The following is a 24,389-nucleotide window of genomic DNA, read 5'->3' as shown; positions in this document are numbered from 1 at the left end:
TAAGCCATTACTAACTTTGCGATCAAAAAACTTAAAGTGCTGTTTCTAAGATTTGACGAGAACGTGCTAAATCTATTGTGCCGTTTTCACCAAGTTTAGTCATTCCATGCGCTTCTAAACTTGCCATTGCAGTATCAATATCTGCTTTAGTTAAGTCGATTTCAGTTAATGATACAGGTGTTTTCATTGCCGAGAAAAAGGCTTTTGTTTTCTCGATAGCTGCATCAATACGTGCATCATCAGAACCTTCTGTAATATTCCAGATACGCTCTGCGTATTGTAATAATTTTGCTTTTTTCTCTTCACGACATACTTGCATAATAGCAGGTAGAACGATGGTTAAACTACGACCGTGGTCTACACCAAAGTTACCTGTTAATTCGTGACCAATCATGTGTGTTGCCCAATCTTGAGGAACACCTACACCGATTAAACCACTTAATGCTTGAGTCGCAGCCCACATTACATTGGTACGCGCTTCCATATCTTGTAAATCAACAATCAGTTTTGGACCTTCTTCAACTAACGTTAATAGGATACCTTCTGCAAAACGATCTTGAATTTTTGCGTTAACTGGGTACGTTAGGTATTGCTCCATTACGTGAACAAAACCATCAACAACACCATTAGATGTTTGGCGTTCAGAAAGGCTTAACGTAGTTTGTGGATCAAGCACGGCAAACTGAGGGCGTACAAGTGGATTACCAAATGCTAATTTTTCTTTACCACGCGTAACAACCGCACCTGAATTCGTTTCAGAACCCGTCGCAGGTAGTGTCAAAATACAGCCTAATGGTAATGCGCTTTCAATTTTGCCTTGTTTAGCAAGAATATCCCATGCTTCTTCACCTTCAAAATTCACTGCAGCGGCAATAAATTTAGTACCGTCAACAACAGAACCACCGCCTACCGCTAATAAGAAATCAAACCCTTCAGCACGAACGCGCTCTACGGCTTTCATTAATGTATCGTATTGTGGGTTTGGCTCAATACCTGAGAATTCATCCCAGTTATGGTCAGCCAGCGCAGTAACAACTTGATCATAAACACCGTTACCTTTGATAGAACCGCCGCCATAGGTCACTAATATTTTTTTGTCTTTTGGAATGCTGTTAGTGATCGCTGCAATTTGACCTTGACCAAAATGGATTGCGGTCGTGTTGTGGTAACTAAAATTGTTCATCTATTACTCCTCTAAAACGATTGTTGAACTCAAGTAATAAGTGCAATCGTTTATTAAAAAAATTTTGTATTGCTGAAACGGAATATTTGAATACATGATATTTGAATATCATCGAATCGACTTTCATAAAAGCCCTATACGCTTCTGCTTTACATTTTGATCAAATATGGAAACAACATGGGCCAAATATTGATCAAATATGGCACATCGAAATAATTATCACTCTAATTAAATTGCGCGCAACTTAATTGTGCGGCAATTATATCTCGCATTGAAACGATAACGCAAGTATATTGTGCACAATGTAATTATTTAACGGATTGAATATGAGTAACGATAAGGTTGATTTGAAAGTGAGTGAAGGTGAAGAAGTTGGTAATAATTTAGTTGGTAATAGTTCAACTAATGATTGCTCAGCTAATAACTGTTCAATAGTAGAACCTGGTTCTAACTTAGCCATTGAAAAGCAACTGTGTTTCTCTTTATACAGCACAGCTAATGCCATTGTTCGTGCGTATCGACCGATGTTAAAAGCGCTAGACTTAACTTATCCTCAGTATCTAGTGATGATTGTGCTTTGGAGCAATAACGGTATCAATATAAAAGATCTTGGACAGATATTACATTTAGACTCAGGTACCTTAACACCTTTATTAAAGCGCCTTGAAAGTAAACAAGTATTAATGCGAAAACGCGGTGAAGACGATGAACGCGTACGAGAAATATTTTTAACTGAGCAAGGTATCAACTTAAAAAAACAAGCTGAAGCCGTTCCAGAACAGATGTTATGTAAAGCAAAATTACCTCTACAGGAATTACTCGAATTAAAAAAAGGCTGTGATAGATTGTTTGAAAATTTAACTGAAGAATGATTGTTACAGTCACTATAAGTAACAGTCTTATTTTCTAACATTGGAAAGAATTTTTATAATAGATAATCTTTTATAATAGGCACTTTTTATCATAAATAACCTTTTATCATAAGCAACCTAAGGTACTCACTTATCTCAGTTTTATCTGTAATGTGAAACAGCAACTAAATGATGAAATAACTAACTATTTTATCACTTAGTTGTCACACACTCACTCTAGACTACTCGTTTTTACATACAGAAGGATAAAGTGAATGAAAGGCTCTATTTCTCGTCGTGACTTCCTCATATTAACAGCAAAAGGTGCAGGTGCAGCCGTTGTATCATACGGTTTAATGGGCTGTGCAACTGATGATGATGACAAGCAAACAAAAAATAGTATTAGCTTCAACCATGGTATTGCCAGTGGTGATCCTTTAACGGATGCCATTATTTTGTGGACACGTATAACACCAAGTAGCGATGGTGAGATAACCGTGTCTTGGGAGATAGCTATAGATCAGGCTTTCACTCAACTAGTTAACACCGGTAATACCACCACCAGTGCAGCAAGAGATTATACAATCAAAGTAGATGCTATCGGTCTTTCGGCTAGCACAACTTATTATTATCGTTTCATCAGTAATGGCACAACATCTTCAATTGGTACCACTAAAACCTTACCTGATGGCTCGCCTGACTCCGTTAAATTAGCTGTATTATCCTGTGCAAACTATCCTGCAGGTTTTTTTAACGTTTATAACTTAGCGGCACAACAAGATGATTTAGATGCCATCTTACATCTCGGTGATTATATTTATGAATATGGCCGAGGTGAGTATGGAAGTGATAATGCGGAGACATTAGATCGTCAAGTACTGCCGACAACTGAGATCTTTAGTTTAAGCGATTATCGTACTCGTTACGCTCAATATCATAGCGATCCTGACTTACAACTCTTACACAGTAAAGTACCTTTTATTACCGTTTGGGATGACCATGAAGTAGCAGATGATACCTGGAGTGAAGGGGCTGCAAATCATAATGAGGATGAAGGCAGTTTTGAAGATCGTAAACTCGCAGCGTTACAAGCTTATTTTGAATGGTTACCTATTCGACCTTGGAGTGAAGGTAATTATGCAGAAATTTACCGTCAATTTTCATTTGGTGATCTCGTTGATTTATATATGTTAGATACACGTGTTCTAGCACGAGAAAAACAACTCGATTACGCTGATTATTTCGATGGTAGTGTTTTGTTTGATGAAGCAACGTTTAACCAAGATCTCTATGAAACTGAAAGAACTATGTTGGGCGCGGAGCAATTACAATGGCTTAATGATAGTGTGAGCGTCAACAATGGGCGCTGGCAATTATTAGGTCAACAAGTATTGATGGGTGCAATGAAGTTGCCGGGTGCAGTTGCATTAAATGCGATGAGTACAACTGATTATGCTGAGTTAGGTACATTAGCTTTGTTAGCTGGGCGCATTAAAGCAGGAGATTCTACCATAACCGCAGATGAGCAGACTTACTATGAAGCTAATGCAGATAAACTCACGGCTGATGCACTTAGTTTATTATCTTTTCCAGAACTGCCATATAACTTAGATGCATGGGATGGGTATGCGACAGAAAGAGATAAAATCTTGGCCATCTTTAATGACGCGTCAAAAAATTTAGTTGTGGTGGCGGGCGATACGCATAATGCGTGGGCAAATGAGTTATCTAATAGCGATGATAAAGTTGTTGGTGTGGAGTTTGCAACGGCTTCTATTTCCTCCCCTGGTCTTGAGTATTATTTAAGTATTAGCGACGATGCAATAGAAAGCACAGAGGATGGTTTTGTGTCTTTGATTGAAGGACTTAAATATTCAAATGCTAAAGATAGAGGCTTTTTAACACTCACCTTCACTCAAGAGAAAGTTAAAAGTCAATGGCATTATGTCGACACAATTCTTAGTTCAGAATACACAGAGCTGACTGATCGACGTAAAGTAGCAACGAGTAATGTTGATCAACCAAGTTTAACCTTCTCATAAAATGAGCTTATACCATTCCGATTAATTTTCGGAATGGTATAAATATGCTACCGGCATTGAGTATTCTCGACTAAAAAAAGACAAATACTATAAAGTAAGCACTAAAAGTTAACTGCTAAACTCAGCAAGTTAAATCAGTCACAAAACAGTTATTTTTCCCAATCTAAAATCACTTTACCTGACTTACCTGAACGCATCATATCGAAGCCTTTTTGGAAATCATCAACACTAAAATGATGTGTAATTACAGGCGTTAAATCTAAGCCCGATTGAATAAGACTGGCCATTTTGTACCACGTTTCAAACATCTCTCGACCGTAGATACCTTTAATCACTAAACCTTTAAATATAACCTGATTCCAATCCACTGCCATCTCTGCAGGTGGAATACCTAATAGAGCGACTTTACCGCCATGGTTCATATTTTTTAACATGCTATTAAACGCAGTTGGGTTACCAGACATTTCCAAACCAACATCAAAACCTTCTGTCATACCCAGTTCAGATATTACATCTTCCAGTTTTTCATCTTTGACATTAATAGCACGTGTTACGCCCATTTTTTTTGCAAGATCTAAACGGTATTGATTAACATCAGTGATCACCACATGACGAGCACCAACATGTTTTGCAACAGCGGCAGCCATAATCCCAATGGGCCCAGCACCTGTGATCAAAACATCTTCACCCACTAAATCAAAGGATAACGCGGTATGAACCGCATTGCCAAAGGGGTCAAAAATAGACGCAAGATCGTCAGATATTTGATCAGGGATCTTAAACGCGTTAAACGCAGGCAATACTAAAAATTCAGAAAAAGCCCCTGTTCTGTTAACGCCCACTCCACTTGTATTACGACAAAGATGAGTACGTCCACAACGGCAATTACGGCAATGTCCGCAAGTTATATGCCCTTCTCCAGAAACCCGATCGCCAATATTAAACCCGCGAACCTCTTGCCCCATGCCAACCACTTCACCTACGTATTCGTGACCAACTACAAGCGGAACAGGTATCGTTTTCTGTGCCCATTCATCCCAATTGTAAATATGGATATCTGTGCCACAAATTGCTGTTTTTTTAATGCGGATAAGCAAGTCATTATGGCCAACTTCAGGCTTATCAACTTGTGTCATCCATATCCCTTGTTCAGACTTTAATTTCGCTAACGCTTTAATTTTCATGACCAATTAACTCCATCTCTTGTCCAACTTTAATGAACGCATTAATCGCAGTATCAAGCTGTTCACGCGAATGTGCCGCTGACATTTGTGTACGAATTCGAGCTTTCCCTTTAGGTACAACAGGAAAAGAGAAAGCAACCACGTAAATACCTAATGCTAAAGCGCGCTCAGCAAACTCCGCTGCAACTTTTGCATCACCTAACATAATAGGAATAATGGCATGATCGGCTCCTCCCATAGTGAAACCGGCGGCCTCCATACGTGTACGGAAGTGCGTTGAGTTTTCCCATAGTTTACTGCGAAGATGCCCAGATTCAGCGAGTAAATCCAGCACTCGAATCGATGCAGAAACAATCGCAGGTGCAACCGAGTTAGAAAACAAGTACGGGCGAGATCGCTGACGTAACCAATCGATTACTTCCTTTTTGCCTGAAGTATAACCACCAGAGGCGCCGCCCATGGCTTTACCTAAAGTGCCGGTAATAATATCAATGCGGTCAATTACATCATGGTATTCATGTGTGCCTGCGCCATTTTCGCCCATGAACCCAACTGCGTGAGAATCATCAACCATTACTAGTGCATCATATTTATCAGCTAAGTCACAAATGGCAGGTAAGTTTGCCACTACGCCATCCATTGAGAACACACCATCCGTCACAATCAATGTATGGCGAGCACCTGCTTCTTTAGCGGCAATCAACTGTTGCTCAAGTTCTGTCATATCGTTGTTGGCATAACGAAAACGCATTGCTTTACACAAACGGACACCGTCGATGATCGAAGCATGGTTTAATGCATCTGAAATAATCGCATCTTCTTTATCTAAAATAGTTTCAAATAAACCCGTATTAGCATCAAAGCAAGAGGTATAAAGAATGGTGTCTTCTTTACCTAAAAAAGTAGACAGTTTTTGCTCTAAGACTTTATGCGAATCTTGTGTACCACAAATGAAACGTACCGATGCCATCCCAAAACCATGCTCATCCATCCCCTCTTTCGCCGCTTGAATAAGCGTTTCATGATTAGCTAAACCTAAATAGTTATTAGCACAGAAATTTAACACTTCTTGTCCTGTAGAGATTGAAACAGAAGCTTTTTGCGCAGAGGTAATGATACGTTCAGACTTGTATAATCCTTCATTCTTCACTGTTTCTATTTGTGTTTTGATTTGTGCATAAAATGTAGAAGACATAAACTTTCCTTCTTTAAGTTGTCATTGCTCAAGTATAAGTGCTTAAGTAATTTTTTATTGTGATGGCTTCAGTCGTTAATCTTTTATATGGAATTTTTCATATAGAACATTGCTATAGAAAACGACATATTAATGTTGCTTATAAAAAGTATAATAAAGCCGAATAAATTGATTCTAATTGAAACCGATTACAACTATTAGCCCCTAAAATGGAAAACCATTGATGAATTATGGTCACAAATAAACTGATTGCATTATTACCTGATCTGGCCACATTTATTGTTGTTGTCAATGAAGGAAGCTTTACAACGGCAGCGAAAAAGTTAGGAGTGACACCTTCTGCTTTAAGCAAATTAATCACACGTTTAGAAAGTGCATTATCGGTCAAGTTGTTTGAGCGAACCACGCGCCGCTTATTGATCACCGATGCGGGTAAAAAAATATATCAGCAATCGACTATCATCGTTGAGGCCGCTCAGCAGGCAATCGATATTTCTAGTTTAGAACATACCGTCCCCTCTGGAACGTTAACGGTTGCCGCACCAAAAGCCTTTTTAACGATTGTATTACAGCCACTAGTCACGCCTTTTTTGACCAAATATCCGAAAATTCAACTAAAACTAAGAGCATCAGACGGTGATATCGATATGATAGCGCAAGGGATTGATGTGGTGTTTCGCTTAACCGATAAACCCACTGAAGGGTTGATTATGAAAGAGATTGGCAAAGTTAATTTAAAGCTTTGTGCAAGCCCTGAATATATCAAAAAAAGAGGTTGTCCGACTCACCCACAACAGCTATCAGTGCATGATTGTTTATATTTAGGTGAAACGGCGATCGACCATATTTGGGAGTTCATGAAAAAAGAGGAAAGACATGTAATTGCTGTGTCTGGACGCTATGCCGTCAATCATTCTCAGATGCGTTTAAACGGTGTAAAAGATGGTTTTGGGATTGGTATATTCCCTGACTTTGTGATTAAAAATGCGTTACAAAATAATGAAGTGATTGAGGTACTTGCAGATTGGGAAATCAAAGGAAACTACGCGGGTGTAATAGCAATGCAATATGCCCAAAATAAATATATGCCCTCTCGTTTAAAAGTGTTTACTGAGTTTGTAACAACACACTTAATGAAAGACACCTTTAATGAAGATGATATTAATGGAAACGTTGTTAATACAGAATAAGAAAGCTAAACAAATAAATAATTAAATAATTAAATAATTAAATAGGAATCTAATAGTAGTCTGTTTAATGTTAATGATTAGTTATGCCTACAACACTAAAAGCTAATTTAGTATCGTAGGCATAGATTGCATATTATATATTTAAGTTAATGATTTAATGGTTTAATGAATGATTAGTTTAATGAACAAATGGCTTAATTAAAACACTAATAAACCAAGTGAAATAATAACGCCAGAGCCGAATAACGCCATGATGCAGTATCCCATCACATCTTTAGCCCCTAATCCTGCAATTGCTAACGCAGGTAATGCCCAAAAAGGTTGGATCATATTCGTCCATGCATCTCCCCATGCAATTGCCATCGCAGTTTTCGCAGCATCAACGCCTAATGCAGCACCTGCTGGCATCATAATAGGTGCTTGAACAGCCCATTGACCACCACCTGATGGTACAAAAAAGTTTACAATCCCAGCACTTAAAAAGGTAAATACAGGGAATGTTGTTTCATTTGAGATTGAAACAAAACCCGCTGAAATAATACCTGCTAATGAATTACCTGAATCGCCCACTGCAGTCATCATACCCATGATACCGGCATAGAATGGAAACTGTAATAATATGCCTGAACAGTTTTTAGCACCTTGTGAAACCGAACTTAATAAACTCTTAGGCGTTCCGTGTAACAAGATTGCAGAGAATAGGAAGGTAAAGTTAACGATATTAAGATTAAGTGCAAAACCATTATTAATAAAATAATAAATAATGTAAGTAAAGCCCATTGCTCCTAGTAACATTGACAACACACGGCTATTTTCCAAACGTTCTGCAGGTGTCATTTTTTCCTGAGAGTCCGTTTCTTGATCGTTTAATGCTTCAGCTTGTAACTCTTTACCTTGAAAATTTCTGCCTTTTGAATCTTTAGCTTGGCCAGTACCCTGCAGTGCAGATTGCTCTTTTAATAATTGCGCATCAATAGTGATAATATCTTTTCCAACGGGATGCATTAAACGATTCAAAATTGGAATAGCAATTAACATCACGGCAAGAATCGTCAAATTCATGGTTGAGAAAATCGTTTCAGATGTTGGAATTGGAGAAGTTACCGCGCCATTCGTCACAGCACTCAAGTTAGTACCACTTGCTAACGCTAATGGGATCGAACCAGATAAGCCCGCATGCCAAAATAAAAAACCACTATAAGCAGAAGCGATTAACAGACGGTAATCCACTCCCCTTACACGAGAAGCAATTTCACGCGCGAAAATAGCACCAACAACGAGGCCAAATCCCCAGTTAATCCAACAGGCAATAGCACTAATAAAGGTCACTAATAAGATGGCTTGATTTGGTGTTTTAGCAATACTAGCTAGTACCGCTAGTTTACTTTTAAAAGCAGGAGCACTGGCCATGGCATGCCCTGTCACAACGACCATCGCCATTTGCATTGAGAAGGTTAATAATTTCCAAAACCCACCAGCCCACGCATCAACAACTTGTATTGGACTTTGCCCTGTACTCGGCATCACCAACACAAAAACCGCTAGGGTTAATACAATCGCAAAAATAAAGGGATCCGGAAGGTAACGTTGAAGTAGAGTCACAAAAAACTTACTGAGTCTTTGTAATACACTGAGTTGTGCTACGTTCGTATTCATAAAATTTCCTTATTATATCGTTGTTGTGATAATTATCTTTTTTCGATAACTATCGGTTTTTTGGTAATCACCGGTTTTGTAATAATTACCGATTTCTAAAAATCACCCGTTTTGTAATAGTGAAGATGCTCACTATCAATGTTGCTTTAATAACGATCCATTAACTAAACGCATTAATAAAAACATCATTATGGTCGTTATAGTGTTGGGATATTTTGCTTGATTTAGTAAAATTTATGCCGTGGTAACCAATGCAATAGTTACCGACAATTGAGTTTAAAACTGATAATTTACAGACCGAAACATTATTTATTTGAGGCCTTATTCACATCAATAAAATGCTAATTAATACGAATAAAACCACTGGCAAAGGTTTAACGAGATAGCAGCATCGCTACGCCCATTCCGCCACCAATACAAAGTGTGGCTAACCCTTTCTTATGTTCGCTGCGCTTCATTTCATGCAATAACGTCACTAAAATACGACAGCCCGATGCACCAATAGGATGCCCTAATGCAATCGCACCACCATTTACATTGACTTTTTTGGTATCAAGCTGAAGCTCTTGATTAACAGTCATCGCTTGCACTGCAAACGCTTCATTAGCTTCAACCACATCTAAATCTTCAACCGTCCACGCAGCTTTTGCTAATGCTTTTTTAGTCGCTTCAATTGGCCCAACGCCCATAATTTCTGGGTCAACGCCGGCACTTGCTGAGGCAACAATAGTGGCCAATACAGGTAAACCTAGCTGTTCTGCTTTTTCTTTAGAGGTAACGATCACCATCGCTGCGCCATCATTAAGCGTCGAAGCATTACCCGCGGTCACTGTACCATTTTTTGTAAAAGCAGGACGCAACCTAGCTAACCCTTCCGCAGTACTGTTAGGGCGTATCTGCTCATCATGCTCAACAATAATGGAGTCGCCTTTACGCTGAGGAATACAGATTGGCACGATCTCTTCAACAAACTGACCTGCGGCTTGTGCTTGAGCAGCTTTTTGCTGCGAATGCGCAGCAAAGGTATCTTGTTGATCGCGAGAAAATGCCCAACGTTCTGCAATATTTTCAGCTGTTTGTCCCATGTGGTAATCATTAAAAGCATCCCATAAACCATCACTGACCATGGAATCAACTAATGACCAATCCCCCATTTTTTTACCATGTCGACTTTGTGGTAAAACATGAGCAGCTTGACTCATACTTTCTTGACCACCCGCCACTACCATTTGCGCATCGCCATTAGCAATCGCTTGTGCGGCTAGTTGAACTGCTTTTAAACCAGAGCCACAGACTTTATTAATGGTCATTGCAGAAACAGCGTGATCAAGGCCTGCGTGAACTGCAGTTTGACGAGCAGGATTTTGTCCACAACCCGCAGTCAATACTTGCCCTAAGATAACTTCATCAATATGTTGCTTGATGATAGGCTGCTTGATTAACATTGATGCTAATACTTGACGGCCTAATTCGACTGCACTTAATGATGACAAACTGCCATTAAAAGAACCAATCGGAGAACGACCCGCAGCAACAATAACAATTTCCATAGTGACCTCTTTATTCGAATAATTACTTAAATCAACTTAGCTATTTACTTAAACATAGCTACTTGGTTATTTACTTAAACATAGCTACTTAGTTATTTAGCTACCTAAACATAACAACCTGGTTAAAACACCATTTCAGGAACATGCTCGGGCACGATCAAACGACCTTGGGTTTTAGCTTTAATTTCTTCAACCGATACACCCGGCGCACGTTCTTTAAGTACAAAGGCATTATTTTCAATCTCTAACCAAGCTAAATCAGTTAATACTTTCTTAATACAACCTTTGCCAGTTAAAGGTAATGAACAAACATCTAATAACTTAGAGTCTCCATTTTTAGAGGCATGTGTCATGGTAACGATGATATTGTCGGCGCCAGCCACTAAATCCATTGCACCACCCATGCCTTTTATTAATTTATTCGGGATCATCCATGAGGCAATGTTGCCACTCACATCCACTTCAAATGCGCCTAATACCGTCAAATCAACATGCCCACCACGGATCATCGCAAATGACTCTGCAGATGAAAAAATAGAACTGCCAGGCACTGCCGTAACTGTTTGTTTACCAGCATTGATCATGTCTGCATCGACGTTTTCAACGCTAGGGAACGCCCCCATTCCTAATAAACCATTTTCCGATTGCAGCATCACTTGCATACCATCGGGTATAAAGTTAGCCACTAAAGTGGGAATGCCTATTCCTAAATTAACGTAATAACCGTCTTGTAATTCACGTGCCACGCGAATCGCCATTTGATCTCGAGAAAGTGCCATAAAATCACCTATAAATATGCATTGAACTAAGCATGTATTGAATTAAGCATGTATTGAATTAAGTATGTATTGAACTAAAAGAAATTATTCGCTGGTAGTACAGTTTTCAATACGCTTTTCGAAGGTACCAACAATAACGCGGTCGACATAAATACCCGGCGTATGAATATGAGCAGGATCAAGCTCCCCCACTTCAACTAACTCTTCTACTTCAACCACGGTAATTTTTCCTGCAGTTGCCGCCATTGGGTTAAAATTTTGTGCCGTATGACGATAAATTACATTACCGTAGCGGTCTGCTTTCCAGCCTTTTACAATTGCAAAATCGCCCGTGATTGCTTCTTCTAGCAGATATTCACGACCATCAAAAAAACGTGTATCTTTACCTTCAGCAACGGGGGTTCCAACACCTGTTGCGGTATAAAATGCGGGAATACCAGCACCACCAGCACGCATTTTTTCAGCTAGAGTTCCCTGTGGAGTTAACTCTACATCCAGCTCTCCATTAAGTAGCTGTTTCTCAAACAAAGCGTTTTCACCAACGTATGATGACACCATTTTGCTGACTTGCTTGTCCTCTAACAAAATGCCTAAACCAAAACCATCGACACCGCAGTTATTCGAGACTATGGTCAGATTTTTTGTTTGTAGCCGCTTAATCTCAGCAATCAGGTTTTCAGGAATACCACATAAACCAAAACCACCAGCGATCACCGTCATGCCATCTTTTAAACCACTAAGAGCATCTTCATATGTTGTCACTACTTTGTCGAAACCAGCCATAGATCCACCTTTAAATACAACGTCATTTTAATTTTCAACAGTGTGCCTCATACTCATTCATTAAATAAATTTATTATTTTTATCTATTAATTTGGTTTTGTTATGAATGTAAAACAACTTCGTATTTTTTTAGCCGTTGCACATACCCAAAGTTTTGCCGAAGCAAGCAAGCTTGTACACATGTCACAACCCGCTGTCAGTTTGTCGATTAAGAGCTTAGAAGACTCCTTAGGAGGACGCTTATTTACTCGTACTACAAGAAGTACTTTGTTAACCGCAGAAGGACAAAAACTACTGTCTATGGCTAAATCCTTAGTCGATGCATGGGATAAGGTAGAAAATGAGCTAAAACAGAGATTTACATTAGACAGAGGTAAAATAGCCGTCGCAGTTATGCCGTCTTTCGCAGCTTCTTTAATGCCCAAAGTATTAATGTATTACCGACAAAAAAACCCTAATATCAGCATCGAAATTCACGATGTATTAACTGATACGGTTGTGGAAATGGTGAGAGCGGGAAATATTGAAATGGGCATCTCCTTTGAGCCAGAAAATACTCAAGATTTAAACTTTCAAGCGTTATTTAATGATCGTTTTATTGCCGTAATGCATCATAATTGTTCGCTCAAAAATGAGAAAGAACTCACATGGAAACAGTTACTTGAATGCGATTTTATTACCTTACAAAAACCTTCAAGTGTTCGTCACTTGATAGAAAGTACTTTATCTAAAGAAGGGATGGAGTTGCACGTGGCTTTTGATGCCCACCAATTAGCAACCGTGGGAAAAATGGTCTCACAGGGCTTAGGTGTCGCTGTAGTACCTGCTTTATGCGAAGCACAAATGCGCGAGCAAGGTGCAATTTGCTTGCCTATTTCAGCACCAATAATTTCTCGTCATGTGGGTATCATCACAAAAGCTAAGGTACCACTTTCCATTGCTGCACAGGAAATGATCGATACCTTAATTGAAACATTTAAAAACATCTCCGTTCACTGAGTGAAGATAGCAGGTTCATAAACAGCAACTGATTCCCAACTTCATAAACTGCAACTACATAAATGACGGCTGAGTAAGCCGCAACTTAGCGAATGAGGATAATGACTAATTAAATGATGTTAATTCACCACGTAAATCAGTAGTTAATAACTCTTTTACTACTTTGTAGGTTAACTTTTGGCTGAGTAAATAATATAACTTAGCAATCACAGATTCTGTGGTCATATCTAAGCCACTAATAACACCTGCTTCGCTTAAAGCATGGCCGGTTGCGTAACCTTCCATGTTGACACTGCCCTTTAGACATTGGCTGCAATTAACAATTAAAATACCGCGATCACTGGCCTCTTTTAAAGTATTTAATAATTGCGGGTCTTGCTGTGCATTCCCTACTCCATAGGTTAATAAAACCAACGCTTGTAACGGGCTTTTTAATAGGTTGTCTAACACTTGCCAATCTAACCCGGGGAACAGGTGCAATATTGCAATCGATTGTTGCTCAATCTTACCAATCGTCAAGCGAGTATTAATCGATTTTTGTTTTTTGCCTGCGACGTTTCTAATCTCAATTCCGGCTTCTAACAGCACCGGGTAGTTAGGCGACACAAATGCGCTAAAACCATCGGCATGTTGTTTGGTGGTGCGGTTACCTCTAAATAATTGATTATTAAAAAATATGCAGACTTCATTAATAGGATGATGGGCAGCAATATACAAAGAGTTTAATAGATTTGCTCTAGCATCTGAACGCAATTGTGAAAGGGGTATTTGTGAACCAGTGATGATCACAGGTTTGCTCAAACTTTCAAAAATAAACGATAATGCAGAGGCCGTATAAGACATAGTATCGGTGCCATGCAAGATAATGAACCCGTCAAAGTCATGGTATTTATTTTGAATATCCGTTGCTAAAACCTGCCATGCCTGTGGTGAAATATCAGCAGAATCAATCAAAGGTTCATATTCATGAATTTCAAATTCAGGCATATCCTGATGATAAAACTCAGGCATATTTTTAATCGTTTCAGATAAATAACCAGCAACGGGAATAAAACCATTTTTAGAAGGTTTCATACCGATAGTGCCACCAGTATAAGCGATATAGATACGTTTTTTTTCAGCCATTAAAATCTCAGTTGTTTATATATAACGATGAGGTAGAAACTAATTAGTTTCGTTCAGATAAGTTTTGCTTGACGATGTCAGAGTCTTTTTGTGCATAAAATTTCACTTCAAATGCTGTGTCATCACTTAAAAATTCTACTTTATGCCAATACTCAGGAGGTGAAATTGCAGATTCTCCAGCAGGAATAATAATCTCTTGCTCTATTAAACCACGTCGTTCACTGAATCCATAAAACTTTAAATGACCGGAAGTAACACATATTTTACCAAACACTCCAGCCTTAGTATTATGTTCAAATAAAAATAGTTTGGGAATATTACTTTTAGTGAATAACGGCGTACTTTTATAATTTATAAAATCATCGGGTATATTCATAACTGCCTTCCTTTTAAATCACAAAACAAATAGCGACAGTAATATAACCTACCACTGTAAATGCTTACTCTTACTGATGTAGGTACTGTATCTGCTTCATAATAAGAATAATAGTGAACATTTTTATGCCCTAACTTAGTCGTACACATGCTTTTTGTTAATGACTACTTCAAATAATCAACTTTCCATATCAAATGTCCATCATTTCGAAAATAACACTTAAAACCAGTTTTCTCACAAGTCACCCGATTGCGCGTGAAGATGAAACAAAGCACCGAGAGCGTAACCATGAGTTTGCAGACTCTTTTGAAAGTAACGACTTACCATCTCATCAAAAATAAAAGAGATGAGAATCATCTTTATATAGGATATCTAGATACTTACTAAAATCAAAGGGATGCTTTATAACATCCCTTTTTTAGTATTCATCATTGTACTTTGACAGCCAGCTTACTTTTTATCAGCTTACTTAGCAGCAAATGCATTCTTTCAGCGAGTTCCCCTTTTTCAATAAGGTTTTTTGCGTATAATCGCAGCCTATCAACAATAGAGTTCATTATGCGAATCCATGCAATTCATTCTTTATACGACCATCGTTTAAGTCAAAGCACACGTCCTTTTCTAGCGCGAGGTGGTAGCATTGCACGCTGTAAACACTGCATGCTACTTCCCTACTTATGTATTTGTTCAATCAAACAAACTGTCAGTAGCCGAAGTGCTTTTTTATTATTGATGTATGATGATGAGATTTTAAAGCCAAGTAATACGGGACGTTTAATCGCAGATCTTATTACGGATACACACGCTTATATCTGGTCTCGTACTGAACCCAATACAAAAATGTTAGCGTTGCTAACAGATCCACAGTGGTGCCCTATTGTTATATTTCCTGCTGAATATGCAGCGCAAGAAAGAGTGTTACCCATAGAGTCATCTATCCCCTCTATCCTCAAAGATAAACGACCTTTGTTTATTTTATTGGATGGCACTTGGGCGCAAGCTAAAAAAATGTTTCGTAAAAGCCCATATCTAGATCAGTTTCCAGTGTTATCTTTTGCACCGGAAAAACTATCACAATATATAATGCGTAAAGCGACTAAAGAGTGTCAACTAGCAACGGCAGAAGTCGCCAGTTTGGTATTGGATAGCTTAGGTGAAACAGACAATGCACATCTGCTAACATTATTATTTTCTACCTTTAAAGAAAACTATCTGCTTGGCAAGTCTCGACAGCATCTACCTGCACAAAACAGCCAACAACTTTTAATTGCTGCATTTGCTAAACAGCAAGACAAAGCTTAACTCTGTCGAAATTAATATTGGCAAAATTAACATTGTCGAAAATTAACTGATTTAAACCTTTGTTGACTAAAGGTTTCTTTAACAAAATGTAGATTCAAATTATAAGTCCGGTGTTTATACAATTTTTACTTAGCCGGCTTGTTATTAGCAACCGCAATCACTTCGTTTAAAATAAACGACACTATCTTTTGTAATTGCGTAAAGTCGAATAAGGGCAAATTACCTGCATCGATAGGTTGGTCGCAAACAATGCCAATTATATTAGCATCTTCTTTATAGAGGAATGGCTTTTGTAGCACGCTACGGTGCAACTCTATTTTAGGAAAAGCTTGGTCTCGATAACCTTCCACCAGCACTAAGTCCAAAGCCTGTGTATTTAATAATGCAAGCTGTTCACTTAGTTGACTATCGTGTGCTTGCTCATGCTCGTGAAAACAAATAGAGCGATGTGTGCCTGCTAAAACGACTTGTGAAGCGCCCGCTTTTCGTAAACGGTAGCTGTCTTTACCAGGCTTATCCATTTCAATATCATGGTGGCTATGCTTCACTAATGCGATCCGTAAGCCTTGTTTAATTAATAATGGAATAAGCTGTTCTATTAATGTTGTTTTACCGGTCCCGCTAAAGGCAGCAAAACCCAACAAAGGTACCGGAAATTGTGTTAAATATGTCATGATTTAACCTTATGAAAATAATTAAAGACACGTTATCATAATCGATTCTTTACTCCCTCAGCAATTAGATTTAAGAGTTAAATATGCCCTACTTTCAAGAATTTATTATGTTAACCATTGTCCACCTTCTAGCAGTCATGAGCCCAGGACCTGATTTTGCGATTGTACTCAGGCAGAGCATAAGTTTTGGCCGCAAAACAGCAATAATAACCAGTTTAGGAATAGGATCTGGTATTTCTGTACATGTTTTATATACATTATTAGGAGTAGGTTTATTAATCTCTCAATCAGCATATCTGATGGCCACCGCTAAAATATTAGGGGCCGCTTATATTACTTACCTAGGCATTAATTTATTACGTAGTAAACCTAACCTAGATCAATCCGCCTCTATTGCCGTGGATAATGATCCTAAGCAGCAAAAAAAAGCATTTATGATTGGTTTTATGACCAATGTATTAAACCCTAAGGCAACGCTTTTTTTCCTCGCTATTTTCACTACCATCGTCAGTGCCAATACACCATTAATAGTACAATCTATATACGGATTATGGATCATCATTTCAACCGCAGCATGGTTTTGCTTAGTCTCATTTTTATTTTCACAACAACGTGTTCGTCAGAAATTTTTAAACCATGGTCATTGGTTTGATAGAGTGATGGGTATTATTTTATTAATATTTGCAGTAAAACTACTCATTGAATTAATATGAATGGTTAAGTGAAGGAAATAAAAAACCAGTGCAATGTAGTTTTTTAAGGCTTTAGCACTGGTTTTAACGTTTTTACTCAATTTGTAGCCTCAACTTATAACACAACAATTTGCGCATAATACTTAAGCGACAATCATTAAGGCTCAGAAGTTAAGGTACTGTATTTAAGATGCTGTATTTAAGGTGCTGTAGTTAATAGACAGAAGCTAAGGCACAGAAAAACCTTTTGAAGCAACCCAGACTCGATACCACTGCTCAGTATTCATTTTTAAAGCTAACGCCGCAACAGCCTCTTTAACTCGTTCGATTTTACCTGAACCTATTAATGCAACAGGGTTTGAAGGATGCTTTAGTACCCAAGCAAAAATCACTTGTGTGATAGACGTTGCACCTAGTTCTTGTGCTAATAGCTCTAAACAAACTCGTAAGCGTTGGGCTTGCTGCGTTTGCGCATTGAAGATAGCCCCACCAGCTAAACAAGACCAAGCCATTGGACGCACGCGCTGTTGCTGTAGCTGATCTAAAACTCCATTTTCAATAACATCAAAATTAATGGGATTGATTTCAACCTGATTGGTGATTAAAGGTTCACTCAAACGGGATTGTAATAGTTCAAATTGGGATGTAGTAAAATTAGACACACCAAAGTGTTTCACTTTTCCCGATTGCTTAAGTTCGCTAAAAGCTTCTGCCACTTGATCCGCATCCATCAAAAAGTCAGGACGATGCACTAATAAGGCATCTAACTGTTCAACACCCAAACGTTGTAATGAGTTTTCCGTTGAGCGAATGATCGCAGCTTTACTACTATCATAATGTGAAACTCGATGCTCACCTTCTGCCGCGGCAATACCATTAATGCCAAACTTAGATACAATTTGAATTTGCTCTCGCATCTCAGGCGCTAATGCCAATGCTTCACCAAATAATACTTCGCTATCACCATAAATAGCAGCATTATCCACCGTAGAAATACCTAACTCTACATGTTGCTTTAAAAAGGTTAAACGCTGTTGCGCTGTCATATCCCAAGCGCCTAAACGCCAATACCCTTGAATTAACTTAGAAAATAAAGGTCCCTCTGGTGCCATCAATACCTTGTCAACTAAACTCATAACAATGCTCATAAAAATACTCACCCCATCATTGGCTATAAAATAAAAGCAGACACTAGACTATCAGCATCGAGTATAAAATATCACCCTTCGGATGTATTAATAAAAAGTCACTTGTGTCGATTGTATAGAAGAAAGGTACGAATGATTGATAACAACAAAAGAGAAGTGAAAAGCAACAATCAAACAATCAATAAAAATAAAGCATCGATATAGGCAAAGGCCTGAAAAATAAGGGAGGAAGTAAATGGGGCTTTATAGAGGAAAAACAAAACTTGGGTTCAGTTATAAGTGAAAGGAAAATGCAGAAATGGTTAAAGAAACAAAAGCACTAAAACGAAAAAACTGCTTACCCAATCAAGTTGAATAAGCAGTTATCTATTTTTATTATGTATTCAGGTATTGAGTCGCCTGATAGACAATAAAATTAGCTTAGAATGATATAGCCATACCTGCAGCATAACCGATTTCTGAATCATCAGTATCATCACCAGCAACTTCTAAATATGCTGTAACACTGCTGTTGAAAGAATAAGCAGCATTTACAAAGTATTTATTAACATCATCAACGCCAGAGCTATCTGTATCAACTAAAGACCAAGCGGCAGAATAAGCCATTTTATCAACCGTATAAACAGCTGCTAAACCAAAGCTAGTTAAATCAGCAACACCAGAGTCATTATCAGTTGAGCCTGCAGAAGCAGCTAATTCTAAGTCTGTAAATGCGTAACGCACTTCTAAAATAACACTTTCAGAATTATAAGGAACAGCCGCTGCAGGAGGAGTAGTTGTAGCAGCAATTTCTGTATCAGCGTTACCGTAATAAACGGTTAAATCAAGACCACCAAAACGTGCACCTAATTTAGCATCAAGAGAGTTAAAATCATCAGCACCTGTATCAGTATTAACTAGGTAAGAGATACCACCGTAGTAGTTACCTTTATCTAATGTATATTTAACAACTTGCTTACCGTCAGTATAACTTTGAGAAGAGTTATCGATACCAAACTCGTAATCGTTACCGATACCTTGGTCATCTGCGATTGTAACTTGTTGACCTGCTGTTAAAGTACCCCATTTAGCAGAGCTTAAACCAACATAAGCGTCATCCATTGTTAGTTTGTTATCATCGTTCTCACCGTCAACTTCAACAACACCAATGGCAGTAACACCGTGACCAATATCGTAACCAACTTTAAAACCGAAGTCAGAATCGTCAATATTAATTGTCTTGTGGGCATTATCTTCAGTGCCTTTTCTGGCTTGAACTTCAACGTCACCGTAAACTTCAAACGTCATGCCGTTTGCATCGTATACTGTTGCACTGTGTGCTGCAGTTGCTGCGAATAAAGAAGTAACTATTGTAGCTAGAATTGTCTTTTTCATTGTCCATCACCTTGTTGCTATTAAAATTAAATTTAAATTAATTGAATCCTTGAATTACTTAATTCTGTCTAAATCCGGTGTAATAACATTATGTTGGTTATTTACACACCACAGATGTTTAAGTGCGGAATAAAATTACCACACAAAACTCAAGGCGGAAACAGCAAACGCAGTTAGATGACGAAATGTCACAAATTTAGGCAAATAAAAGAATAATAATTTGACCTAGATCTCAAAAAATAATGAAACTTAAATTGAAAACATAAGAGAAGTGTCCGTGTTTTTGTTATTTTCATGTTAAAAAACAACAAATCACTAACTTTATTTCTCTGATTTAACGAAATTTAATCTTACTTTTTTTAAAAATTGCAATTTAAAATAGATTAACCCGGTCTACTTATTCCTTTTGTCTAAAAATAATCCTCTAGCAAAGCATCAAAAAACAGAAATATAGGATCTCATTTAAGTTTTTTCTGCTTTTACTTGATTTGTAATTACATTAAATAGACGACAACGTCTCTGATACTGATCTAAGCAACAATTAGCCAATACTGAGTCAACCAACAATCAGCCTATGTTCTTTATATTAATAATGGATAGATATTAATAATGAAAAGCTCTTAATAGTGAATAAACATTGATAGTAAAAAATATGAATAGGGAATATATAGTTATTTATCAAAATGGCTATAGCAGAAATATTTAGCTTACAGAGTAAGCATATTGTTAAAGCTCCTTATTAAATAGTCAGCGCAACAGCCTTATAGATATAGTAGAGGAACAACCTTAATCACCGAGTATTTGAAATAAAGTAGATTTTTATATCTGTTTGGTCCGAGGTACGGCAGCAAAGAAGCGACAGCTTTGTGTCTGAGCAGGCCTTTAAGATTAAAACATTGAAAGAGCGTTTTCAGAGGTTCAGAAACGAAAAAATCCTGCTTAACAACAAAGCTAAGCAGGATTCTTAAATGTGGTCGGTGATAGACGAAGAAGCGCCAGCTTCATCTATGAGCAATCTTTTGAAGCGACAGCTTTGTGTCTGAGCAAGTCTTTAAGATCAAGCCATTGAAAGAATTGTTTTATAAAGCTCTAGAAAGCAAAAGGCCTGTAATACGGTAAAGTATTACAGGCCTTTTTAAGGTGGTCGGTGATAGAGGATTCGAACCTCTGACCCTCTGGTCCCAAACCAGATGCGCTACCAAGCTGCGCTAATCACCGAGATATCTATTTTACATCGAGAAAAGATGGGGCGAATGACGGGGTTTGAACCCGCGACAACCGGAATCACAATCCGGGGCTCTACCAACTGAGCTACATCCGCCACTATAAACTAAAGAACTGTATTAATGTTGCAATCCGAAATATGGCGCACCCGACAGGATTCGAACCTGTGGCCTTTGCCTCCGGAGGGCAACGCTCTATCCAGCTGAGCTACGGGTGCTCACGTCTTTAGCGTGGCGCGGATAATACTGAACACTGGAAAATCTGTCTAGTCTTTTCTGTGTTTTTTTTTATAATATAGGTTTACTTGCTTAATTGATGAACAATTATGCTAAAAAACAAAAAAAACGGGCTTTGCTTTATTAATTCAAAGCTTTTATTCATTTTCAGATATACTTTCATTAATTGCCTTATAAAGAGTTACAACTATGACTTTAGATCCTACTTTAGATCAAGAACCCAAAATTTATGAACATCCTGTCCCTGACCGCGAGTTTATTTTAGCTTTTATCGAAAAACACGGTAAACCGATCACTCGCGATGCATTATTTAATGCTTTCTCTCTCAGCAGTGACGAAGAAGCCGAAGGACTAAGACGTCGCTTAAAAGCGATGGAACGTGATGGACAATTAGTCTGGTGTCGCAATGCAACCTATGGTTTGCCTGACAAACTGAACCTTGCTAAAGGTAAAGTTATTGGCCACAAAGATGGATTTGGTTTCTTAAAAACAGAAGAAGAAGGTAAAGACCTATTTTTACCTAATCACCAAATGCGTTTTTTATTCCACGGCGACACTATATTAGCGCAACCCGTAAAAGTAGATTCACGTGGACGTACTGAAGCGCGTTTTGTACGTTTATTAGAAGCTCGCAAAGAAACAATTGTTGGACGCTACTTTGTTGAAGATGGCGTTTCATCTGTTATTCCAGACGATTCTCGTATTAACCAAGAAATCATTATTCAGAAAGAAAACAATGGCGGTGCTCGCCATGGTCAGATAGTGGTAGTAGAAATTTTACAACGTCCTAAAGCGCGTTTTACTGCAACGGGTAAAATAACAGAAGTGCTTGGCCAAGATATGGAACCGGGCATGGAAGTTGAAATTGCGCTTCGTACGCATGACATTCCGCATGAATGGCCTGAAGGTTTAGATAAAGAGCTGGAACCATTTGGTGAGTTTGTGCCTGAAGAAGCTAAAAAAGGTCGTGTAGATCTTCGTGATTTACCATTAGTGACTATTGATGGTGAAGATGCACGTGACTTTGATGATGCAGTATTCTGTCAAAAAGAACCTGGTGGCGGCTGGCGCTTATGGGTTGCGATTGCCGATGTAAGTTATTACGTTCGCAAAGGGACTATTTTAGATAAAGAAGCGATTAATCGCGGTAACTCTGTTTATTTCCCAGACCAAGTAATTCCGATGTTACCTGAAGTGTTATCTAATGGGTTATGTTCTTTAAACCCTCAGGTTGACCGTTTATGTATGGTTAGTGAAATGGTCATTTCTGAAGCAGGTCATTTAACCGACTATAAATTCTATGAAGCGGTAATGAACTCTCACGCTCGATTTACTTACACTAAAGTCGCGTCGATTTTGAAAGGTGACGAAGCATTATGTGAGCAATACAAACCATTAGTGCCTCACTTACAAGAATTAGAACATCTATATAAAGCCTTTAAAAAAGCACGACATATTCGTGGCGGTATGGAATTTGAAACATTAGAGGTACGTTTCTTATTTAATGAAGCACGTAAAATTGATGCGATAGTGCCGTTAGTGCGTAACGATGCGCATAAGATCATCGAAGAATGTATGATCCAAGCAAATGTTGCTTCAGCTCGATTCATCGGCTCTGCTGATGCAGCCGCTTTATTCCGAGTACATGAAACACCTAGCGAAGAAAAACTAGCTAACTTTCGTTCATTCTTAGGTGAATTAGGCTTGAGTTTAGGAGGCGGTGAGAAACCAGCTCCTCGTGACTATGCTGATTTAGCAGAAACCTTTGCTGAACGTGATGATAAAGAGCTATTGCAAACTATGTTGCTGCGCTCAATGAAGCAGGCAGTTTACCAAGATGAAAACTTAGGTCACTTTGGCTTAGCGCTAGAAGAGTACTCACACTTTACTTCACCTATCCGTCGTTACCCTGATTTAATTTTGCACCGAGCAATTAAGTATTTAGTGGCACATCAAGCGAATAACCAATTAAAAGCTAAATGGACTGAAACCGGTGGTTATAACTATCAACATGATGAAGTAAGCCAATTAGGTGAGCATTGTTCAATGACTGAGCGCCGTGCTGATGATGCTACACGAGATGTAGCTGACGCGCTTAAATGTGAATATATGCAAGACCATATAGGCGACACCATGGTTGGTACTATTGCCGCGGTCACTAATTTTGGTTTCTTCGTACGTTTAAATGATATTCACATTGATGGATTAGTACATGTCACAGGTTTAGTGTCTGATTACTACATTTTTGATGCCGGCAAACAAACCTTAAAAGGTGAGCGTACTGGTCGTGTTTACCGCATTGGTGACGTATTAGAAGTTAAAGTACTTTCCGTTAATTTAGACGATAAAAAAATTGATTTTGAATTAGCCGATGAAGCAGTAGCAGGTCAGCGCAAACGTGGTCGTCAACCTGAAGGTAAAAAGTCGGATCGTCCTATCGACAAACGTGCTCGTAATAAATCAGCAAGCCAAGATGATCAGCAATCCAACCAAGCAACGGATGATGAATCAGCTAAGCAGCCTAAAAAAGCGGTTAAGCGAACAGGTAAAAAACTAACAGAAGAAGAGCTTGCAAAGAGAAAGGCTGCCAATAAGCAAAAGAAAAAACCGCAAAGAAAAGTAGCACAAGGCGAAAAGAATACAGCGTCTTCTAAGAAGAAAAAAACAACGGCAGCCAAAAAAAGTCGTCCTGGGCGTGCAGAACGTACACGTAACAAGGCTAAGAAAGCAGAATAATAACAATCCTGCCTAGGTCGCTAATTTACTTATGGTCAATTAGCGACGATAGAACTTATCCCGATTTAGATATTAAAGATTAGAGAAACA

At 38.4% G+C, this 24,389-nt stretch carries 19 protein-coding genes and 3 tRNA genes; 7 read left to right on the top strand and 15 right to left on the bottom strand.

Annotation, left to right across the window (positions count from 1 at the left end; genetic code table 11):
* Window positions 1–31 precede the first annotated feature (31 nt).
* On the bottom strand, window positions 32–1,183 hold the full coding sequence (locus GQR44_RS14955) for an iron-containing alcohol dehydrogenase (protein WP_166372543.1): 1,152 nt from the start codon (window positions 1,181–1,183) through the stop codon (window positions 32–34).
* A gap of 326 nt (window positions 1,184–1,509) precedes the next feature.
* On the opposite strand from GQR44_RS14955, the gene GQR44_RS14950 reads away from it, so the two are divergent.
* Together GQR44_RS14950 and GQR44_RS14945 are read left to right on the top strand one after the other, a co-directional pair.
* The gene (locus GQR44_RS14950) at window positions 1,510–2,055 is read left to right on the top strand and encodes a MarR family transcriptional regulator (protein WP_166372542.1); all 546 of its coding nucleotides are present in this window, start codon (window positions 1,510–1,512) and stop codon (window positions 2,053–2,055) included.
* A gap of 254 nt (window positions 2,056–2,309) precedes the next feature.
* Window positions 2,310–4,076, top strand: coding sequence for an alkaline phosphatase D family protein (locus GQR44_RS14945; protein ID WP_166372541.1), 1,767 nt, complete (start codon window positions 2,310–2,312; stop codon window positions 4,074–4,076).
* Window positions 4,077–4,225: 149 nt separating this feature from the next.
* Here GQR44_RS14945 and tdh read toward each other — a convergent pair whose 3' ends face one another.
* Window positions 4,226–5,260: an L-threonine 3-dehydrogenase gene (tdh, locus tag GQR44_RS14940; RefSeq protein WP_166372540.1), complete on the bottom strand. Its 1,035-nt coding sequence runs from the start codon at window positions 5,258–5,260 to the stop codon at window positions 4,226–4,228.
* Entirely contained in the window at window positions 5,250–6,455 is a 1,206-nt protein-coding gene (locus tag GQR44_RS14935) for a glycine C-acetyltransferase (protein ID WP_166372539.1), read from the bottom strand. The genes tdh and GQR44_RS14935 overlap by 11 nt, the downstream gene beginning before the upstream one ends.
* Window positions 6,456–6,685: 230 nt before the next feature.
* Between GQR44_RS14935 and GQR44_RS14930 the strand changes: the two genes are divergently transcribed.
* Entirely contained in the window at window positions 6,686–7,645 is a 960-nt protein-coding gene (locus GQR44_RS14930; protein WP_166372538.1) for a LysR family transcriptional regulator, read from the top strand.
* A 198-nt stretch (window positions 7,646–7,843) separates the two neighbouring features.
* Here GQR44_RS14930 and GQR44_RS14925 read toward each other — a convergent pair whose 3' ends face one another.
* The 4 genes from GQR44_RS14925 to GQR44_RS14910 all read right to left on the bottom strand — a co-directional run bounded on the left by GQR44_RS14925 (window position 7,844) and on the right by GQR44_RS14910 (window position 12,413).
* A complete protein-coding gene (locus GQR44_RS14925; RefSeq protein ID WP_166372537.1) occupies window positions 7,844–9,301 on the bottom strand; it encodes a short-chain fatty acid transporter in 1,458 nt (485 codons plus the stop codon).
* A gap of 374 nt (window positions 9,302–9,675) precedes the next feature.
* Window positions 9,676–10,851, bottom strand: a complete 1,176-nt coding sequence (locus GQR44_RS14920; RefSeq protein ID WP_166372536.1) for an acetyl-CoA C-acetyltransferase — start codon at window positions 10,849–10,851, stop codon at window positions 9,676–9,678.
* A 122-nt stretch (window positions 10,852–10,973) separates the two neighbouring features.
* Window positions 10,974–11,630, bottom strand: a complete 657-nt coding sequence (locus tag GQR44_RS14915; protein ID WP_166372535.1) for a 3-oxoacid CoA-transferase subunit B — start codon at window positions 11,628–11,630, stop codon at window positions 10,974–10,976.
* Between the two features lie 84 nt (window positions 11,631–11,714).
* Window positions 11,715–12,413: a CoA transferase subunit A gene (locus tag GQR44_RS14910; protein WP_166372534.1), complete on the bottom strand. Its 699-nt coding sequence runs from the start codon at window positions 12,411–12,413 to the stop codon at window positions 11,715–11,717.
* Window positions 12,414–12,515: 102 nt separating this feature from the next.
* Here GQR44_RS14910 and GQR44_RS14905 point away from each other — a divergent pair, with 102 nt between their 5' ends.
* Window positions 12,516–13,412: a LysR family transcriptional regulator gene (locus GQR44_RS14905; RefSeq protein ID WP_166372533.1), complete on the top strand. Its 897-nt coding sequence runs from the start codon at window positions 12,516–12,518 to the stop codon at window positions 13,410–13,412.
* Window positions 13,413–13,517: 105 nt separating this feature from the next.
* Here the strand turns inward: GQR44_RS14905 and ansA are convergent, their stop codons facing one another.
* Both ansA and GQR44_RS14895 read right to left on the bottom strand, forming a co-directional pair.
* Complete coding sequence (ansA, locus tag GQR44_RS14900; protein WP_166372532.1) at window positions 13,518–14,537, bottom strand: asparaginase; 1,020 nt, start codon at window positions 14,535–14,537, stop codon at window positions 13,518–13,520.
* Between the two features lie 43 nt (window positions 14,538–14,580).
* Entirely contained in the window at window positions 14,581–14,913 is a 333-nt protein-coding gene (locus GQR44_RS14895) for a DUF1971 domain-containing protein (RefSeq protein WP_166372531.1), read from the bottom strand.
* A 558-nt stretch (window positions 14,914–15,471) separates the two neighbouring features.
* On the opposite strand from GQR44_RS14895, the gene GQR44_RS14890 reads away from it, so the two are divergent.
* Window positions 15,472–16,215, top strand: a complete 744-nt coding sequence (locus GQR44_RS14890) for a tRNA-uridine aminocarboxypropyltransferase (RefSeq protein WP_166372530.1) — start codon at window positions 15,472–15,474, stop codon at window positions 16,213–16,215.
* A gap of 125 nt (window positions 16,216–16,340) precedes the next feature.
* On the opposite strand, the gene mobB is transcribed toward GQR44_RS14890, so the two are convergent.
* Window positions 16,341–16,889 carry a molybdopterin-guanine dinucleotide biosynthesis protein B gene (gene mobB / locus GQR44_RS14885; RefSeq protein WP_166372529.1) on the bottom strand — a complete coding sequence of 183 codons (549 nt, stop codon included), beginning with the start codon at window positions 16,887–16,889 and terminating at the stop codon, window positions 16,341–16,343.
* A gap of 83 nt (window positions 16,890–16,972) precedes the next feature.
* Between mobB and GQR44_RS14880 the strand changes: the two genes are divergently transcribed.
* On the top strand, window positions 16,973–17,602 hold the full coding sequence (locus tag GQR44_RS14880; protein WP_166372528.1) for a LysE family transporter: 630 nt from the start codon (window positions 16,973–16,975) through the stop codon (window positions 17,600–17,602).
* Between the two features lie 206 nt (window positions 17,603–17,808).
* Here GQR44_RS14880 and GQR44_RS14875 read toward each other — a convergent pair whose 3' ends face one another.
* From GQR44_RS14875 to GQR44_RS14855, 5 genes are all read right to left on the bottom strand, one after another.
* A complete protein-coding gene (locus tag GQR44_RS14875) occupies window positions 17,809–18,717 on the bottom strand; it encodes an aldo/keto reductase (RefSeq protein WP_166372527.1) in 909 nt (302 codons plus the stop codon).
* A gap of 432 nt (window positions 18,718–19,149) precedes the next feature.
* On the bottom strand, window positions 19,150–20,103 hold the full coding sequence (locus GQR44_RS14870; RefSeq protein WP_166372526.1) for a porin: 954 nt from the start codon (window positions 20,101–20,103) through the stop codon (window positions 19,150–19,152).
* 1,141 nt (window positions 20,104–21,244) lie between these two features.
* Window positions 21,245–21,321 (bottom strand) — tRNA-Pro (locus GQR44_RS14865).
* A 27-nt stretch (window positions 21,322–21,348) separates the two neighbouring features.
* Window positions 21,349–21,424 (bottom strand) — tRNA-His (locus tag GQR44_RS14860).
* Window positions 21,425–21,467: 43 nt separating this feature from the next.
* Window positions 21,468–21,544 (bottom strand) — tRNA-Arg (locus tag GQR44_RS14855).
* A gap of 208 nt (window positions 21,545–21,752) precedes the next feature.
* Between GQR44_RS14855 and rnr the strand changes: the two genes are divergently transcribed.
* Window positions 21,753–24,299 (top strand): ribonuclease R, encoded by a 2,547-nt coding sequence (gene rnr, locus GQR44_RS14850; RefSeq protein ID WP_166372525.1) that lies wholly within the window; start codon window positions 21,753–21,755, stop codon window positions 24,297–24,299.
* The last annotated feature ends 90 nt before the right edge of the window (window positions 24,300–24,389 follow it).

Origin of the sequence: Psychromonas sp. SA13A, from assembly GCF_011378715.1 — a bacterium.
Classification (GTDB): Bacteria; Pseudomonadota; Gammaproteobacteria; order Enterobacterales; family Psychromonadaceae; genus Psychromonas.
The sequence above is the reverse complement of the archived record's forward strand: the minus strand, read 5'-3'. Positions and strand labels throughout refer to the sequence as shown.